At 73.5% G+C, this 15915-nt stretch carries 18 protein-coding genes; 6 read left to right on the forward strand and 12 right to left on the reverse strand.

The features are described 5' to 3' along the window. Window positions 1-31: 31 nt before the first annotated feature. The 6 genes from FIV44_RS05735 to FIV44_RS05755 form a co-directional block, all read right to left on the reverse strand. The gene (locus FIV44_RS05735; protein ID WP_141003613.1) at window positions 32-886 is read right to left on the reverse strand and encodes a serine/threonine-protein kinase; all 855 of its coding nucleotides are present in this window, start codon (window positions 884-886) and stop codon (window positions 32-34) included. Next, a complete protein-coding gene (locus tag FIV44_RS30280; protein WP_181411013.1) occupies window positions 883-1632 on the reverse strand; it encodes an ATP-binding cassette domain-containing protein in 750 nt (249 codons plus the stop codon). Before FIV44_RS30280 ends, FIV44_RS05735 begins: the two co-directional genes overlap by 4 nt. Before the next feature lie 29 nt (window positions 1633-1661). Continuing rightward, the gene (locus tag FIV44_RS05745) at window positions 1662-2660 is read right to left on the reverse strand and encodes an ABC transporter transmembrane domain-containing protein (RefSeq protein WP_141003615.1); all 999 of its coding nucleotides are present in this window, start codon (window positions 2658-2660) and stop codon (window positions 1662-1664) included. Between the two features lie 71 nt (window positions 2661-2731). Next, complete coding sequence (locus tag FIV44_RS30285; protein WP_181411014.1) at window positions 2732-2875, reverse strand: hypothetical protein; 144 nt, start codon at window positions 2873-2875, stop codon at window positions 2732-2734. A gap of 147 nt (window positions 2876-3022) precedes the next feature. After that, window positions 3023-3583: a YqgE/AlgH family protein gene (locus FIV44_RS05750; RefSeq protein ID WP_141003616.1), complete on the reverse strand. Its 561-nt coding sequence runs from the start codon at window positions 3581-3583 to the stop codon at window positions 3023-3025. 92 nt (window positions 3584-3675) lie between these two features. Then, window positions 3676-4224, reverse strand: coding sequence for a hypothetical protein (locus FIV44_RS05755; protein WP_141003617.1), 549 nt, complete (start codon window positions 4222-4224; stop codon window positions 3676-3678). A 167-nt stretch (window positions 4225-4391) separates the two neighbouring features. On the opposite strand from FIV44_RS05755, the gene FIV44_RS05760 reads away from it, so the two are divergent. Further along, window positions 4392-5117, forward strand: a complete 726-nt coding sequence (locus FIV44_RS05760) for a TetR/AcrR family transcriptional regulator (protein WP_141003618.1) — start codon at window positions 4392-4394, stop codon at window positions 5115-5117. A gap of 3 nt (window positions 5118-5120) precedes the next feature. Here FIV44_RS05760 and FIV44_RS05765 read toward each other — a convergent pair whose 3' ends face one another. Further along, window positions 5121-6146 carry a DUF3048 domain-containing protein gene (locus FIV44_RS05765; RefSeq protein WP_181411015.1) on the reverse strand — a complete coding sequence of 342 codons (1026 nt, stop codon included), beginning with the start codon at window positions 6144-6146 and terminating at the stop codon, window positions 5121-5123. Window positions 6147-6278: 132 nt separating this feature from the next. On the opposite strand from FIV44_RS05765, the gene FIV44_RS05770 reads away from it, so the two are divergent. Together FIV44_RS05770 and FIV44_RS05775 are read left to right on the forward strand one after the other, a co-directional pair. Continuing rightward, window positions 6279-6764, forward strand: coding sequence for a SigE family RNA polymerase sigma factor (locus FIV44_RS05770; protein ID WP_342778879.1), 486 nt, complete (start codon window positions 6279-6281; stop codon window positions 6762-6764). Then, window positions 6761-7708: a hypothetical protein gene (locus FIV44_RS05775; RefSeq protein ID WP_141003621.1), complete on the forward strand. Its 948-nt coding sequence runs from the start codon at window positions 6761-6763 to the stop codon at window positions 7706-7708. Before FIV44_RS05770 ends, FIV44_RS05775 begins: the two co-directional genes overlap by 4 nt. Before the next feature lie 124 nt (window positions 7709-7832). On the opposite strand, the gene FIV44_RS05780 is transcribed toward FIV44_RS05775, so the two are convergent. From FIV44_RS05780 to FIV44_RS05795, 4 genes are read right to left on the reverse strand one after another with little or no spacing between them, the layout of a single operon-like run. Further along, window positions 7833-8603, reverse strand: a complete 771-nt coding sequence (locus tag FIV44_RS05780) for an SDR family NAD(P)-dependent oxidoreductase (RefSeq protein WP_141003622.1) — start codon at window positions 8601-8603, stop codon at window positions 7833-7835. A gap of 41 nt (window positions 8604-8644) precedes the next feature. Then, window positions 8645-9058, reverse strand: a complete 414-nt coding sequence (locus tag FIV44_RS05785; protein ID WP_141003623.1) for an HIT family protein — start codon at window positions 9056-9058, stop codon at window positions 8645-8647. A gap of 17 nt (window positions 9059-9075) precedes the next feature. After that, on the reverse strand, window positions 9076-10185 hold the full coding sequence (locus FIV44_RS05790) for a glycerophosphodiester phosphodiesterase (protein WP_141003624.1): 1110 nt from the start codon (window positions 10183-10185) through the stop codon (window positions 9076-9078). A gap of 52 nt (window positions 10186-10237) precedes the next feature. Further along, window positions 10238-10669, reverse strand: a complete 432-nt coding sequence (locus FIV44_RS05795; RefSeq protein ID WP_141003625.1) for a DUF4149 domain-containing protein — start codon at window positions 10667-10669, stop codon at window positions 10238-10240. A 119-nt stretch (window positions 10670-10788) separates the two neighbouring features. Here FIV44_RS05795 and FIV44_RS05800 point away from each other — a divergent pair, with 119 nt between their 5' ends. The 3 genes from FIV44_RS05800 (at window position 10789) to FIV44_RS05810 (ending at window position 14177) form a co-directional block, all read left to right on the forward strand. Continuing rightward, window positions 10789-11505: a thioesterase family protein gene (locus FIV44_RS05800; protein ID WP_246086833.1), complete on the forward strand. Its 717-nt coding sequence runs from the start codon at window positions 10789-10791 to the stop codon at window positions 11503-11505. Between the two features lie 34 nt (window positions 11506-11539). Beyond that, entirely contained in the window at window positions 11540-13336 is a 1797-nt protein-coding gene (locus FIV44_RS05805; protein ID WP_141003626.1) for an FAD-binding dehydrogenase, read from the forward strand. A gap of 184 nt (window positions 13337-13520) precedes the next feature. Beyond that, window positions 13521-14177: an SDR family oxidoreductase gene (locus FIV44_RS05810; protein WP_141003627.1), complete on the forward strand. Its 657-nt coding sequence runs from the start codon at window positions 13521-13523 to the stop codon at window positions 14175-14177. Between the two features lie 11 nt (window positions 14178-14188). On the opposite strand, the gene FIV44_RS05815 is transcribed toward FIV44_RS05810, so the two are convergent. Continuing rightward, window positions 14189-15904 carry a sensor histidine kinase gene (locus FIV44_RS05815; RefSeq protein ID WP_141003628.1) on the reverse strand — a complete coding sequence of 572 codons (1716 nt, stop codon included), beginning with the start codon at window positions 15902-15904 and terminating at the stop codon, window positions 14189-14191. Window positions 15905-15915 lie beyond the last annotated feature (11 nt).

The raw sequence follows: 15915 nt of genomic DNA on the forward strand, positions 1-15915 counted from the left end.
ACTTCACTGTCTCACATGAGACATCAATGTCTCAAACTGGCGACGTCGCCGCGAGGCAGCCCCGGAGCTCCGCCAGCGTCGGCCGGTCGGCCGGGTCCTCGGCGAGGCAGCCGCGCAGCGCCGCATCCGTCTCCGCCGGCAGGCCGGGCACGTCCGCGAGGAGCCGGCGCGGGAGCCGGGCAGCGCGGCGGTGCAGGACCGGGATCCGGCGCCGGGAGTCCCAGGTCGCCTCGTCGCCGTACGGCATCAGCTCGGTGAGCGCCTCCACCAGGGTGATGCCCAAGCCCCAGACGTCGGTGGCCGGCCCCAGGCCGACGCCGCGCGCCTGCTCCGGGGCCAGGTAGCCCCGCGTGCCCGCACCACGGCGGCCGACGCCGGGACGCCCGGCCAGGGAGAGGTCGATCAGGACCGCGCGCCCGTTGTCGATCACGACGTTGGCCGGCTTGACGTCGAGGTGGAGCCAGCCCCTCCCGTGGAGGTACGACAGCGCGGAGATCAGCTGCAGCCCGAGGAGCGAGGCGTCGCCGACCGTGAGCGGTCCGTCGTCGACCAGGGCCGCCAGGGTCGCGCCGCCCAGGGTCTCGAGGACCACGGCGGGCGGCTCCTCGTGGACCTCGTAGCCGCGGACCAGGTGCGGATGGGTCAGCGCGCAGACCAGCCGGCCCTCCTGGATCACCGCGTCCCGCACGCGCTGGTCGCCGCGTCGGTCGGGGCGCAGGATCTTCACCACGCACCGGCAGTCCCGCTCCCGCGAGTGCACGTCGTAGGTGTCGACCCGGCGCCCGTGCGCGAGCAGGGCGACGACCGGGTAGCCGGGCAGCACCTCCTCGCCCACCGGTACGACGCCCGCCGAGCCCCGGCCACGCCCGCTCCCCCAGCGGCTCATCGCGCCACCTCCTCGTCGAGAACCTTGCCACCCTCGAGATGCACGACCCGGTCCGCGAAGGCCAGGGCCACCGGGTCGTGGCTGACCAGGAGCACGCTGCGGCCCGTCGCCGCGGCGCGCACCGGCTCCAGCACCCGCCGCGCGGTCGCCGCGTCCAGTCCGGTCGTCGGCTCGTCGAGCACCAGGACCGGCGAGCCCCGCAGCAGCGCCCGCGCCAACGCGACCCGTTGGCGCTGACCGCCGGACAGCGACCGCCCCCGCTGGCCCACGCGGGCGTCGTACCCGCCGGGAAGGGCCGAGACGAACTCGTGGGCGTCGGCCGCGCGCGCCGCGGCCTCCACCTCCGCGCGACTCGCACCCGGACGGCCGAAGGCGACGTTGTCGTGGATGGTGGCGTCCATCAGCAGGGTCTCCTGGAGCACGACCGTGATCGCGTCGCGCACCGACGCGATGGTGAGCTCCTCGACCGGGTGGCCGTCCAGCAGCACCTGCCCCTCGTCGGCGTCGAGGTGCCGGGTCAGCAGCCGTACGACGGTCGACTTGCCCGCGCCGCTGGGGCCGGACAGCGCGACGATCTCGCCGGGCTCGACGTCCAGGCTGACCTCGCGCAGCGCCGGCGCGGCCGCGCCCGGGTAGGTCACGCTCACCCGGTCCAGCCGGACCCGGCCGACCGGCGCGGAGAGCGGCCGGGCGCCGGGACGGTCGGTGGGCGGCGGCTCGTCGAGCAGCTCCACGATGCGCTCCACGCCCGCCGAGGCGGCGTACAGGGAGGGGATCAGGTCGGCGAGCTCGCGGACCGGCTTGTGGCACTGGGCGAGCAGGGCCAGGAACGCCAGCAGGCCGCCGAGGGTGAGCCGGTCGGTGTGCAGCGCCCAGACCCGAGGGCGACCACGACCAGGGTCCCGGCGAGCTCGGTCAGGTCGACGAGCGGCAGGAAGAGGCTGCGGACCCGGGCGCCCGCCATCTCCGCGCCGAAGATGGCCCGGTTCTGCCGGTGGTACGCCGCGACCGTCTGCTCCTCGCGGTTGTAGGCCTGGACCAGCGCGCCGTGGGCGAGGTGCTCCTCGGTGACCGCCGAGAGCGAGCCCGCGCGGCGGCGGCGCTCCCGGGCGAGACGTCGTACGAAGGCCGCGAAGCGGGTCGAGATCCACCACAGGGCGGGGACCACCACGAACGAGGCCAGTGCCAGCTCCCACTGCAGGTGGACGAGGGCGCCGGTGAAGAGGACCAGGCGCAGCCCGGAGTCGAGGGCGGCGCTCAGGTTGCCCACGAGGAAGGCCTCGACCGCGGCGACGTCGGAGGTCAGCCGCGAGAGGACGTCGCCGAGGCGGCGGCGCTCGTGGACGTGGAGCGGGAGGGAGAGGACGTGGCGGAAGGAGTCGGTCCGCAGGTCGAGCAGGAAGCGCTGCGAGACCCAGGTCGCGACGATGTCGTCGAGACCCGAGGCCACCGCCGACGCCAGGTTGAGGCCGACGTACACGACCGCGAGCCAGAGCAGCGGGCGCCACTCGGCGGGCACCAGCACGTCGTCCACCAGCCGCTCGAACAGCAGGATCTCGGCGATCTCGACGAGGGGGACGACCATCATCAGGACCACGCCGAGCAGCAGCCACCCGCGCAGCGGCCGCAGGCGCGGCCAGAACCGCCGGACCACCTGGCGCAGGGTCATCCCCCGGGCGTGCTCGACCAGCGGCGCCGCGTCCTCCTCCGGCCGCAACGACGCGCCGATGCGCCGCCTCAGGCCGATGTCGGCCTGCTCGCTCCCCGCGGACATCCCTCGCCTCTCTCACGATGGGCGGACCTGGGCCGGGCCCGGAGCGTGTGGGAGCGCTCCGGGCCCGCGCCCTAGCTGCTGCGGCTGGTGCGCCGGTTGCGACGACGGCGACGGCGCTTCTTGCGACGGCGGCGGCGGTCGTCGGAGCTGTCGCTGCCGCGGCGGGCCGAGATCCTGGCCGGCGCGACGGCCTTGAGGAGTCCTGAACGGGCCATGTCCTTCCCCTCCTTCCTGATCCGGGTACGGACCGAGGCTCCCGGGCAGGGATGACAGGCCGGTGAGAGCGAGATGAGAGAACCTTCATGGACCGCCGGGGCGGTGGCGGCACCCCGGCCTCAGGCTCAGGCGCTTCAGGCTCGGGCTCAGTTCAGCTCCGGGTCGGCCGGCCGGGTGGCGTGGAGCGCGAGATCGCCGGGCTGGCGGCGGAGCACCTGGCGGCGCAGGTCGCGGCTGTCCTCGCCGAAGACGTCCTCGACCCGCCCCGGCACGACGTACCAGCTGCCCTCCGCGATCTCCGCCTGGAGCTGGCCGGCACCCCAGCCGGCGTACCCCGCGAAGATCCGCAGCCGGTCGACGCTGCCGTCGACGAGCTCGCGTGGGGTGTCGAGGTCGAGCAGGCCGAGCCGGTCCCAGACCGGCCGGAAGCCCGCGGCCTGCTCGCCGCCCGGCGCGGCGAGGGCGACCGCCAGCGCGCCGTCGGTCGCGACGGGTCCGCCCTGGAAGAGCACCTCGGGCTCCTCGACCACCTCGCCCCACTCCCCCAGCACCTCCGAGACCGGCAGCGCCGTGGGCCGGTTGAGGACGACGCCGAGGGCACCCTCCTCGTTGACGTCGAGGAGGAGCACGACGGTGTCGACGAAGTTGGGGTCGAGCAGGTCGGGCGACGCCAGCAGGAGGCGTCCGGCGGTCAGCTCGCTGGACATGCCCCCATCATCCCCCTGAAAGGGCAAAGCGGCCCCCGCCCGACGCGAGATGGGAGGGAGTCGCGTCGGGCCGGGGCCGCACTCAGAGAGGATCAGGCGGCGACGACCGCGCGGAGCCGCTCGAGCAGCGAGCCGCGGGGCGCCTCGGGCTCGGCGTACGCCGTGTCGGGGGCGATGACGGGGATGCCGCGGTGGAGCAGGCGGGCCCGCTCCTCGATCTCGGCGCCGATCCGGTCGGCGGCGTCGTCCCCGAGGCTGGTGCGGCCGGCCATCACGGCGAGCAGGTAGTGCTCCTTGAAGCTGGAGGCGGCCATCGCCGACGCCATCGCGTCGTCGACGGGGTGGGCGCGGTAGTGGTCGATGATCATCCGGACGCCGGGCAGCTCGTGGGCGGTGTTGCTCCACGCGATCGCGACGGCCTCGTGGAGGTCCATCGGCTGGTGCGCGAGCATCCGCTCGATCTGGCCGGACAGGCGGGTGTGCCACTTCAGGATCAGGGCGGCGAGCAGGTCGAGCTCGTCGCGGAACGTCGCGGACACGCCGTCGACGTCCATGGGCAGGATGCCGTCGCGGCGGACCGCGGAGGTCGCGATGACGGAGCGGAGGGTCTCGCCCCGGTTGTGAAAGGCCTTCCAGGTCATGGTCAGCACTCCTCGTTCGATCGGCGGCTGTGAACTCGGGGTATTCCACATACCGCTGGTACGTACTACGAGTATGGACCAGACCGGCGGTATGCCCAACGGTGCGACACCGTGATCCCGCCCACCCGCCGACGTGACCGGTGTCACGGCGCGCCTATGCTGAACCGGTGGCGAAGGCATCGGTGTCGAAACTCGTCCCCAAGGTCCCCGTCCCCGGCGTTCCCGGGGCGTCCCGGCGGGCGGCGTACTCCGCCTCGACCAAGCGAGCCCTCGTCGACGTCGCCGAGCAGCTGTTCGCCGAGAAGGGGTACGCCGCGACCTCGCTCGACGCGATCGTGTCCGGTGCGCGCGTCACCAAGGGCGCGCTCTACCACCACTTCTCGGGCAAGCAGGCGCTGTTCGAGTCGGTCTTCGAGCGGGTCGAGCAGGAGGCCGCCAAGCGGATCCAGAAGTCGCTGCGCGGCGAGAAGGACCCGTGGCGCAAGGCCCTCGAGGGGCTGCGCTCCTTCCTCGACGTCGTCCAGGAGGTGCGGTACCGCCGGATCGTGATCCAGGACGGCCCGGCGGTGCTCGGCTACGAGCGGTACCGCGAGCAGGAGGAGCGCTCGACCTTCGCCAATATCGTCGAGATCGTCCGCGCCACGCTGGACGCGGGCTCGTGGGACCTCGACGAGGACATGCTGCAGACCTTCGCGCGGATCTTCTTCGGCGCCATGTCGTCGGCCGGCGAGTCCGTCGCCACGGCCGACGACCCGGAGGCCGCCGCCCGCCGGGTGGAGGGCGCGATCGGCTTCCTGCTCGCCGGCGTCCAGAGCCTGGTCGAGCAGGGCATCTCGATGCCGAGCGCCTTCCTCGGCGCCGACGGGACCGACGCCGCCGAGGAGGGCGAGTAGCGGCTACTCGCCGACGGTGACCGAGCCGTTGTCGGCGTCGACCGGCACCAGCTCGATCCAGACCTTGCCCGCGGGGACCTTCAGCTCGGCGCCGTCCGCGGTGGCCAGGGTCAGTGGGGAGTCGATCTTGTCCTTGGACCAGGTGCCCTCGACGACCTCGCCGTTGTGGAACACCTGCGCCGCGCCCGTGCCCTCGAACTTGCTCTCCGGCACGAAGTTGCCCGCCGGGTCGCGGTAGCCCGCGTCGACGACCTTGACCCGCAGCACCAGCACGGTGTCGGGCACGAAGTGGTCGCCCTCGGCGGCGTTGGAGTTGGTGTTGGTGTACGTGCCGTTCTCGAAGCGCCAGTTGGTCGTGCGGCTGCCGAAGTGCGCCGAGAGGGTCGGCGCCGGCGTACCCCCGGCGAAGTCCTCCGCGGTCCCCCACGGCAGGTAGTCCACCGGCCGCTCGTCCTTGCCGTCCTCGGCCGCCTTGCCGACCTTCTCGAGGTCGGTGAAGAGGTTGTACGGCGCGTGCCGGCCGCTCTTGCGGTAGAAGCCGGGGCCGCCCTCGCTGAAGTACTTGATCTTGTTGCGGTTGATCCGCTCGATCGTCGGGGCCGCGGCGCCGCTCGTCGCGATCACGCCGCCCGCCGGCGACACGATGCCGATGTCGCTGGCCCGCATCGATCGGACCGGTCCGATGTCGCCGGGCAGCTGCGAGTAGTAGAACGCCGCGAGGCGGGTGATCCCGCCCTCCACGAGCTCCTCGACCACGAGGTCGGCCTTGCTGAGCCCGATCTGCGGCGAGCTCGCCGGCGAGTTGTCGATCTTGGTCACGACCACGGGGTGGTCCAGCGCGACGGACTGCCCGTCCTCCGCCTCCAGCCCGGTCAGCGGCCAGGTCGCCGGCTCCTCCGGCGTCACCTCCGCCGTCGGCTCCCCGCTCGACTTCTTCTCGCCGTCGTCACCGCCCCCGCACCCGGCGAGCACGAGGCTCAGCACGACGAGCGAGGCGGGCAGGGCACTGCGGAGGATCGAAGGACGCACGCGGCAAGTCTGACCCACGCCGGACCGAGAGGTCGGAGCCGGGCCCGCGTGTCGCGGCTGTGACACGACGAGCGCGGGCTGCGTCGTACCGGGAAAGCACACCGTTCCCCCGGGAGAGACATGATCGAGCCCGTGCCCGAGTCCTTCGACGCCTTCGCCCGCGCCGAGGCGGCGCCGCTCTACCGCGCGGCGTGGCTGCTCTGCGGCCACCGTGCGGAGGCCGAGGACCTGGTCCAGGAGACGCTGGCGAAGGTGTACGTGCGGATGCACCGCCGGATCGGGCCGCGCCTCGACAACCCGGCGGCGTACGCGCAGACCGTGCTGACCCGCACCTTCATCAGCGGGCGCCGGCGGCGCAGCAGCACCGAGACGCCGTACGCCGACCTGCCGGGCCTCGAGGCGGCCGGCGGCGACCACGCCGCGACGACCGACCTGAGGGTCGCGCTCGTCGAAGCGCTGGCAGACCTGTCGCCGACCGACCGGGCCGTCGTGGTGCTGCGCTATCTCGACGACCTGTCCGTCGAGCAGGTGGCCGACGCCCTCGGCCTCACCCCCGGAGCTGTCCGCAATCGGAGCATGCGCGCACTCGCGCGGATGCGGAAGGAGGCACTGCGATGAACGAGCACGACCTCACGACCGTGCTGGAACGAGCCGCCGACCGGCTCGACCCCGACACCGCCGCCCTGGTCGCCGACGGGGCGCGCCGTGGCCACCGACGACTGCGGCGGCGCCGCATGCTGACCGCCGCGACCCTCGGCACCGTCACCGCCCTCACCGTGGGAGGCCTCGCCTGGCAGTCCGGGCTCGGCACCGGCGACCGGACCGGTCGTGACCCGGCCGTGGCGACGACGTCGCCCGGCGCGCTCACGCCGGAGAACCAGCGCCCCCTCCCCCCTGACGACGTGCTGGTGCAGCGCCTGCTCGACCACCTGCCCGACGGCGAGGTCACCGATGTCACGACGATGCCGCGCGCCGACGAGCCGGACTCGCCCGTCCAGCCCGGGCTGGAGATCAGCCTTCTCCTGGACGGCGCGGCGGTGCAGGTCAGCATCAGTGACGGGAGCGTCGACCCCGAGGCCTGGGCGCGGTCCCTGGATCCGGGTCTGAAGCCCGAGGGCTGCGATGCGTCCCTGGTCGACGCGGACAAGGCGACGTGGAACCAGGCCATCCGCAACGTGGCACCGAGCCCCAAGGTCACCCCCGAGATGGCCTGCATCTCGTGGGTCTCTCGAAAGCGCGAGCAGAAGTGCGCCGTCGACCCGGTCTGTCTGGCCGAGCGGACGGCGTACTCGCCGAAGAGGGACTGTGGGCCCGACGGCCGTCAGCTCCCCGACGGGTCCTGGCTGTGGCCGCGCTCCGGCGACGGCGGCGACGGCTCCGACACCAGCGGCTTCATGGGCAATTGGGCCGCGATCTGCAGCCCCGACGGCTGGATGATCGACGTCGCCGCCTTCAACAGCCCCGACCCCGAAGCGGGAAGGCCGGAGGTGATCGCCGAGGCGCCCCCGCTCTCACTCGACGAGGTCACCGAGCTCGCCACCGCCGGCTTCTGGTTCGAGTGAGTCCGACCCGCCCCGTCCTGACGCGTCCGGCGCGTGTGATGGCAAGGCGGCGGCGCGCTGGCGACCTCAAAAGCGAAGCGGTCGTCAAGCGCCGCCAACGCCGCCAGCGCACGTGCCGGGCGCGTCAGGTGCCGAGGGAGATGCCGCCGTCGACGTAGAGCGTCTGGCCGGTGATGTACGACGCCTCGTCGCTCGACAGGAAGGTCACCGCCGCCGCGATGTCCTCGGGGAACCCGACCCGACGCACCGGGTTGGCCTCGGCGTTGAGACGGCGGAACTCCTCGACGTCCATCTTCAGCCGCGCCGCGGTGGCGTCGGTCATCTCGGTGGCGATGAACCCCGGCGCCACCGCGTTGACGTTGATCCCGAACGGGCCGAGCTCGATGCCCAGGGTCCGAGTGAACCCCTGCACGCCCATCTTCGCAGCCGAGTAGTTGGCCTGGCCGCGGTTGCCGAGCGCGGAGATGCTCGAGATGTTCACGACCTTGCCGTACTTCTGCTCCACGAAATGCGTCTGCGCCGCCTTGGTCATCAAGAACGCACCCTTCAGGTGCACCCCCATGACCAGGTCCCAGTCCTCCTCGGTCATCTTGAACAGCAGGTTGTCCCGCGTGATGCCCGCGTTGTTGACCAGGATGTGGATGCCGCCCAGCTCGGCCACGACCCGCCCGATGGCGGCCTCGACCGACGCGCCGTCGGAGACGTTGGCGCCGACGCCGATGGCCTTGGCGCCCTCGGTCAGCGGCAGCCTGGCGGCGGCCTCGGCCGCGGCGGACTCGTCGAGGTCGACGATCGCGACCGACGCGCCCTCCTCGGCGTAGCGGGTGGCGGTGCCGAACCCGATCCCGCGCGCGGCTCCGGTGATGACGGCGACTCGCCCGTCGAAACGACCCATGTGCTTACCTCTCACGTCAGTGGTCACGATCCGGCCGCAGCCTACGACCCCAGCGCGGCGCGCAGACGGGCGGCGTACTCCGCGGACTCGCCGTCGGCGTACTTCGTGCGCGGCCAGAAGAAGCCACGGAGCCCGTCGCCCTTGGTCCGGGGTACGACGTGCAGGTGCAGGTGCGGCACCGACTGGCTGACCACGTTGTTCATCGCCACGAAGCTGCCCTGCGCGCCCAGTCCCTCGACGACGGCGGTGGCGAGCCGCTGCGCCGCGGCCAGGAAGCCGTCACGCTGCCCGGCCGGGAGGTCGGGCAGCGTGACGACGTGCTCGCGCGGGACCAGCAGCACGTGGCCCTTGAACACCGGCCGCCGGTCGAGGAACGCGAGGAGGTCGGGCTCGTCGAGGACGACGTCGGCCTCGGTCTCGCCGGCGACGATGGAGCAGAAGACACAGTCCGCCATGCCGCCGAATCTAGTGGTCAGGCCGCGCGCCGCGCCTTCCGCACCCAGCGGTCGCGCGCGGCGACCGCGATGTCGGGATTGTCGGAGAAGAGCGCGTCGACGCCGGCGTCGAGGAAGGCCGCGATCTCGCCGGCCAGGTCGCCCTTCGCGTTGGGATCGGTGCCGAGCCGGTGGTTGGCGGGCAGGAACTGGTTCTCCACCCGCATCGTCCAGGTCACCACCTTCAACCCGGCGCGGTGCGCGTCGCGGACGAGCGTGCTGGGCGCGCCGATCGCACCGCCGGCGTCGCGGGGCAGGACCAGGTCCTTGGTCGGCCCCACCCAGGCGGCGTACGTCGCGATGTCGGCCAGTTGCGCCGGCGCGACCTGCTCGGGCCGCTCGACGAGCTGCACCAGCGGGACCCGGGTCATCCGGGCGAGCTCGCGCAGGTTGCCGCTCTCGAAGGACTGGATGACCACCTCGGCGTTCCTCCGGTCCAGGCCGTGGCGGCGCAGGGTGCGCACCAGCGGCTCCTCGAGCGAGAGCCCGATCGAGTCGAAGTACGTCGGGTGCTTGGTCTCCGGCGCGATGCCGATGACGCGGCCGCGGCGGCGCGACTCCCGCCTCACCAGGTCGACGACCTCCTCCAGGGTGGGGATCTGGAACCGGCCGTCGTAGCGGGTGTTGCCGGGCCGGACCTCCGGCAGCCGCTCCTTGGCGCGCAGCGTCTTGAGCTCGGCGAGGGTGAGGTCCTCGGTGAACCAGCCGGTGACCGCGACGCCGTCGATGGTCTTGGTGGTGCGCCGGTCGGCGAGCTCCGGGTGCGCCGCGACGTCCGTGGTGCCGCTGATCTCGTTCTCGTGGCGCGCGACCAGCACGCCGTCCCTCGTGGAGACCAGGTCGGGCTCGACGTAGTCGGCGCCCATCCGGATGGCCAGGCGGTACGCCGCCAGGGTGTGCTCGGGCCGGTAGCCCGACGCGCCGCGGTGGGCGATCACGAGCGGCGCGGCGGCCGGGTGCGGGCCGTGGTCGTGGTCGTGGCCATGGCCCCGGTCGGCGTGGGCGGGGACGGCGGCCACGCCGAGCGCGACGGCGGTGGAGGCGAGGATGAGCAGCGCCCGCCGTGCGGGACTTGTCCGAGATGTCATGTCCCCGAGCCGACCAGCCGCAAGTGGCCCGCCGGGGAGGAGCGGGTGAACGTCAGCCGAGCAGCAGGATGCCGCCGACGAGGAGGGCCACGACCTTGACGACCTCGGCGCCGACGTACCACAGGTGGGCGCGGGAGCCCGGCCCCTCGACGCCCTCGGGCGCGGCCAGCACGGCGTCCGAGCGCCGGGTCAGCGCCGGGCGGACCAGCAGCAGCTGGACGGCGAGGACCGCCACCGCGAGGCCGAGCGCCACCGCGGGACCCCGCTCGGGCGAGCCGGCGACCAGCCCGGCGACCACGACCACCGCGAGCACCACCTCGCACGCGTTGAGCGCCCGGAACACCAGCCGCCCGATGCCGAGACCGATCCGGAGGGTGACGTCAGGCGCGCGGAACTTCACCGGCGCCTCGATGAACGAGATCGCCAGGACCATGCCGAGCCACACGAAGGTCGCGGCGACGACGACGGCGAGCGAGGTGGCCATGACCTCATGATGCTCCACCCCTCCGATAGGGGGTACGGCGGCCCGCGGGCCGCCGGGGAGAATGGCGCGGTGGCGTACTGGCACCGGACCGCACCGCACACCTTCACCCCACCGAGCACGTGGGCGGCGCCTGGGACCGCGCGACCCAGCACATCGCGCCCGCCCTCGGCGTGCTCGCCCACGAGGTCGAGCGCGACCGCGACCGGCGGCGCTCCGACGGGCTCGTGGTGAGCCGGCTGTCCTACGACATCCTCGGCACGGTGCCGATCGAGGCGATCGACGTCGAGGTCGAGGTGCTCCGGCCGGGCCGCACGATCGAGCTGGTGCAGGCCACGGCGCGGTACGGCGGCCGGGCCGTCGTACTCCTGCGGGCGTGGCTGGTCGAGCCCTACGACACCGCGCCGCTCGCCGGCACCGACCTGCCGTCGATCCCGCCGGCCGACGAGATGGAGCCCTGGGACATGGCCGGGCTGTGGCCGAGCGGGTTCATCTCCTCGATCGAGGTGCGCCGCAAGGACCTGGGCCCCGGCCGGTCGATGGTGTGGGTCCGCACGCCGCACGAGCTCGTCGCGGACGAGCCGGTCAGCCGGCTCGCCGCCGTCGCGGGGCTAGTGGACGTCACCAACGGGATCGCGGTGCGCACCGACCCGACCCGGGTGGCCTTCCCCAACCTCGACCTGACCGCCCACTTCCTCCATGCCCCCGCCGAGGGCTGGCTGGGGCTCGACACCACCCAGTCCTACGGCCCCGGCGGCATCGGCGTCACCAGCTCGAAGATGCACGACGAGAACGGCCCGCTCGGCACCATCGCGCAGACGCTGACCGTGCGCCCCTGAGTGACCTCGCTCACGGACGGCCGTTGAGCCGGGCATGGCATCTGCGCTCGACCCCGAGATCACCCGTCGTACCGCCGCCAGGGCGGGCCTGACCGCCGCCGGCGCCGTGGGCCTCACTGCGGCCCTGGGTACGCCGGCCCGGGCCGCGCCCTGGCAGGAGAGCGGCACCTCCGCCGACGTGATCGTCGTCGGCCACGGCCTCGCCGGGCTGGTGGCGGCGAGCGAGATCGCCGCCAAGGGCAAGCGGGTGCTGCTCCTCGACCAGGAGGGCGAGCAGTCGATCGGCGGCCAGGCGCACTGGTCGCTGGGCGGGCTGTTCTTCGTCGACAGCACCGAGCAGAAGCTCAACGGCATCAAGGACAGCCTCGACCTCGCCCGCCAGGACTGGTTCGGCACCGCGCAGTTCGGCCGGGGCGTCACCGACCCGCTGGGGCAGGACTACTGGGCGGCCAAGTGGGCCGAGGCCTATCTCGAGTTCGCCCACCACGAGAAGCGGGCCTGGCTCGCCTCGCTCGGCATGGGCTGGGTGCCGCTCGTCGGCTGGGCCGAGCGCGGCGGACAGCTCGCCGACGGCGCCGGCAACTCCGTCCCGCGCTTCCACCTCACCCTCGGCACCGGCCCGGCGGTGGTCGCCCCGTTCGAGAAGAAGGTGCGCGCGGCGTACGCCCAGGGCCTGATCGGCTTCCGGTTCCGGCACCGCGTCGACGAGGTCGTGGTCGAGGGCGGCCGCGTCGTCGGCGTCCGCGGGAAACGGCTGGTCCCGACCAGCGCCCCGCGCGGCGTGCAGACCTCGCGCGAGGTCGTCGGCGACTTCGAGCTCACCGCCGGGCACGTCCTGGTCACCTCCGGGGGCATCGGCGGCAACCAGGACCTGGTGCGCCAGAACTGGCCCGCCCGCCTCGGCACGCCGCCCGCCAGCATGGTGACCGGCGTGCCCGCCCACGTCGACGGCCGGATGATCGGCATCACCGAGCAGGCCGGCGGCCGGGTCGTCAACGCCGACCGGATGTGGCACTACGTCGAGGGCATGCGCAACTGGAACCCGATCTGGCCCGGGCACGGCATCCGGATCATCCCCGGCCCGTCGTCGTTCTGGTTCGACGGCAACGGCCGGCGGTTCCCCACGCCCGGGATCCCCGGCTACGACTCGCTGGAGCAGCTGCGGATGATCCGCGCGTCCGGCTTCGACTACTCGTGGTTCGTGCTCGACAAGACGATCATCGAGAAGGAGTTCGTGCTCTCCGGCTCCGAGCAGAACCGCTATCTCACGGCCAAGAACATGGCCGGCTTCCTGCTGGAGCGGACGATCAACGGCATGCAGAAGGAGGTCAGGGACTTCCTCGACAACGGCGAGGACTTCGTGGTCGCCGACAACCTCGACGACCTCGCCGCCGGGATGAACCGGCTGGTGGGGACGGACCTGATCGACGCGGCCGAGCTGCGGCGCCAGATCGTCGCCCGCGACCGGGAGGTGGACAACCCCTTCACCAAGGACGTCCAGGTGATGGGCATCCGCAACGCGCAGAAGACGCTGGCCGACTCCCTGGTCCGTACGGCGCAGCCGCACCGGCTCCTCGACAAGCAGCACGCTCCCCTCATCGCGATCCGCTGCAACATCCTCACCCGCAAGACGCTCGGCGGGCTGCAGACCAACCTCAAGGGCCAGGTCATGGGCGCCGACGGCCAGCCGGTCCCCGGCCTGTGGGCCGCGGGCGAGGTCGCCGGCTTCGGCGGGGGCGGCGTGCACGGACAGGGCTCGCTGGAGGGCACCTTCCTCGGCGGCTGCATCTTCTCGGGACGCGAGGCCGGGCGGGCGATCGCCGCCGCGTAGCCCTCGATCCGTGGAGGGACGTCGTAGCGAGCGGCACCACAGGGGTGTGATGGCAAAGGCCACTTCGTTCAGACCTCGGCGCGAAGGCAGACTGGGCGTCTTTCGAGCGTCGGCAACGCCGCCAGCGCGCCGCTGTGGTGTCGCGTAGTAGGCGGCCTTCCAGGGATCGAGGCTAGGTTGGGGCATGCGCGTCGCTGTCGTCGGAGGCCATGGCCAGATCGCCCGTCTGCTGCACCCCCTGCTCGTCGCGGGCGGCCACCTCCCGGTGGCCCTCGCCCGTCGCGAGGAGTACCGCCCCGCGCTCGAGGCCCTGGGCGCCGAGCTGCGACTGCTCGACATCGAGAGCTCGACGGCCGACGACTTCGTGGCGGCGTTCGAGGGGTGCGACGCGGTGGTGTTCAGCGCCGGCGGCGGCCCCGACGGCAACGCCGGCCGCAAGCGCACGGTCGACCTCGAGGGGTCGCTGAAGTCCATCGAGGCCGCGCAGCGCCTCGGCATCCGCCGCTTCGTCCAGGTCTCCGCGATGGTCGACCAGCCGGTGGCGGACGACGCCAGCGAGGCCTGGAAGGCCTACCTCGTGGCGAAGCGGGACGCCGACCTCGCCCTGCGCGACTCCGGCCTGGACTGGACCATCCTCCGCCCCGGCCGGCTCACCGACGCCCCCGCCACCGACCGGATCGCGCTGGGGGCGGACCTCCCCCACGAGGACGTCACCCGGGCCGACGTGGCCGCGGTCGTCGCCGCCGTCCTGGACCGGCCGGACACCGTCGGGCACCAGTGGCACCTGATCGGCGGGGGCCTGCCGGTCGACGCGGCGGTCGACGCCGCCCTCGGCGGCTGAGCTGCCCCGAGTCAGCCGATCGGCACCCGGCCGTGCACCCGGCACCCGGAGCCCGGTGAGCTGTCCAGCTCGAGCGTGCCGCCCAGAGCGCCCAGGCGATCGGCCACGTTGGTGAGGCCGGAGCCGCCGGCGCGGGGTACGACGGGGTCGAACCCGCGGCCGTCGTCGCTGACCGTGAACGAGACGACGTCGCCCTCGTCGCGCAGCATCACGGCGGCCGTCGCCGCGTCGCCGTGCCGGACGGCGTTCTGGAGCGCCTCCAGGCAGACGAAGTAGAGCGCGGTCTCGACCGCGGCGTCGTACCTCCCGAAGCCGTCGACCGCCACCGTGACCGGCAGGGGAAGCCCGCGGGCGCTGGAGCGGAGCGCGGCGGCGACGCCGTCCTGCGCGAGGATCGGCGGCTGGAGCCCGCGGGCCAGGGTGCGCAGGGTCTCGACCGTCGCGTCGATCTCGTCGGCGACCCCGGCCAGTCCGTCGCGCAGCGCGAGGGGGTCGAGACCCGCGTCGGCCTGGGTCTGCAGGACCGCCAGTCGCAGCCGGAGCGCCACGAGCTGGGCCTGCGCGCCGTCGTGCAGGTCGCGCTCGACACTGCGGCGGGCGGTGTCGTGCGCCTCGACCAGGCGCCGGCGTGAGGCCTGCAGGTCGTCCAGCTGGGCGGCCAGGGCGCTCGAGAGGCGGCTGTTGTGCAGCGCGGTCCCGGCCACCCGGGCGACGTCGGCGAGCACCTCGGCCGCGCCGGGAGCCAGATCGCCGGGCAGGTCCGTCAGCAGGCGGAGCTCGCCGAGCTGCTCGCCGTTGCTGAGGATCGGCTCCGCCAGGCAGGTCCGGTAGGCGGCGACCGGGCCCGCCGCGGCCTCGGGCGCCCCCTGGAGGCCCTCGGCGGAGAGGCGGGCCTCGACCCGGGCCGCGCCGGTGCTGCGGTGCAGGGCGTCGACCACCCGGCGGAGCAGCTGCTCGGCGGCGTCCTCGCCCGCGTGGGCGGCGATCTCCGAGACCACGACCGTGCGGTCGTCGGCCAGCCGGAACACCAGCCGGTCGATGCGGCGGCGGGCCCATCGTCGTACCGGATCGGCGGCGACGGCGACGATGCCGACCGCGATCCAGGGCAGGACGGGCGCATCGGAGAGCCGGGCGGCCACGACGCCCACGGCGAGGACGACGGCGACGAACGCGGCGGTGACGGCGAGCGAGAGGCCGGTGGCGACGGCGCTGCGGGCGAGCACCGGCTCGAGGTCGTGGACCCGGAACCGCGCGGCGGCCAGCGCGTAGGCGAGCAGCAGCACCTGGATCCCCACGAGCACCGCCGGGGTCCACAGCCGCGGCCACGGGTAGGCCGCGACCCACAGCACGGCCACCACGCCGAACACGCTGCCGACGACGTGGTACGGCGCCCGCTGCGCCGGCGCGGCGTGCCGCCAGCGGACGACGAGGGCCGCCACGGCGAGGAAGGTCGCGGCACCGGTGACCAGCAGCCCGAGGCCCAGCAACGTCCCCACCGCCTCCGGGGTCTCCCCCGTGCCCCACGCCCCGGTCGGCCACGCGTCGAGCACCAACCCGAGCCCGAAGACCAGGCCGCCCGCGCCGGCCAGCCACGGGACCACCCGCCAGCGCGGCCCCGGCAGCGAGCCGTCGGGGAAGATCGCGGGCAGCACGGTGAGCAGCAGCACGACCTGCGGCAGCCACAGCCAGTTCATGATCCAGAACGGGACCGAGGCGGACAGGGGCATCTCCGCGGGGA

The sequence above is a fragment of the Nocardioides humi genome (genome assembly GCF_006494775.1).
Lineage (GTDB): Bacteria > Actinomycetota > Actinomycetes > Propionibacteriales > Nocardioidaceae > Nocardioides > Nocardioides humi.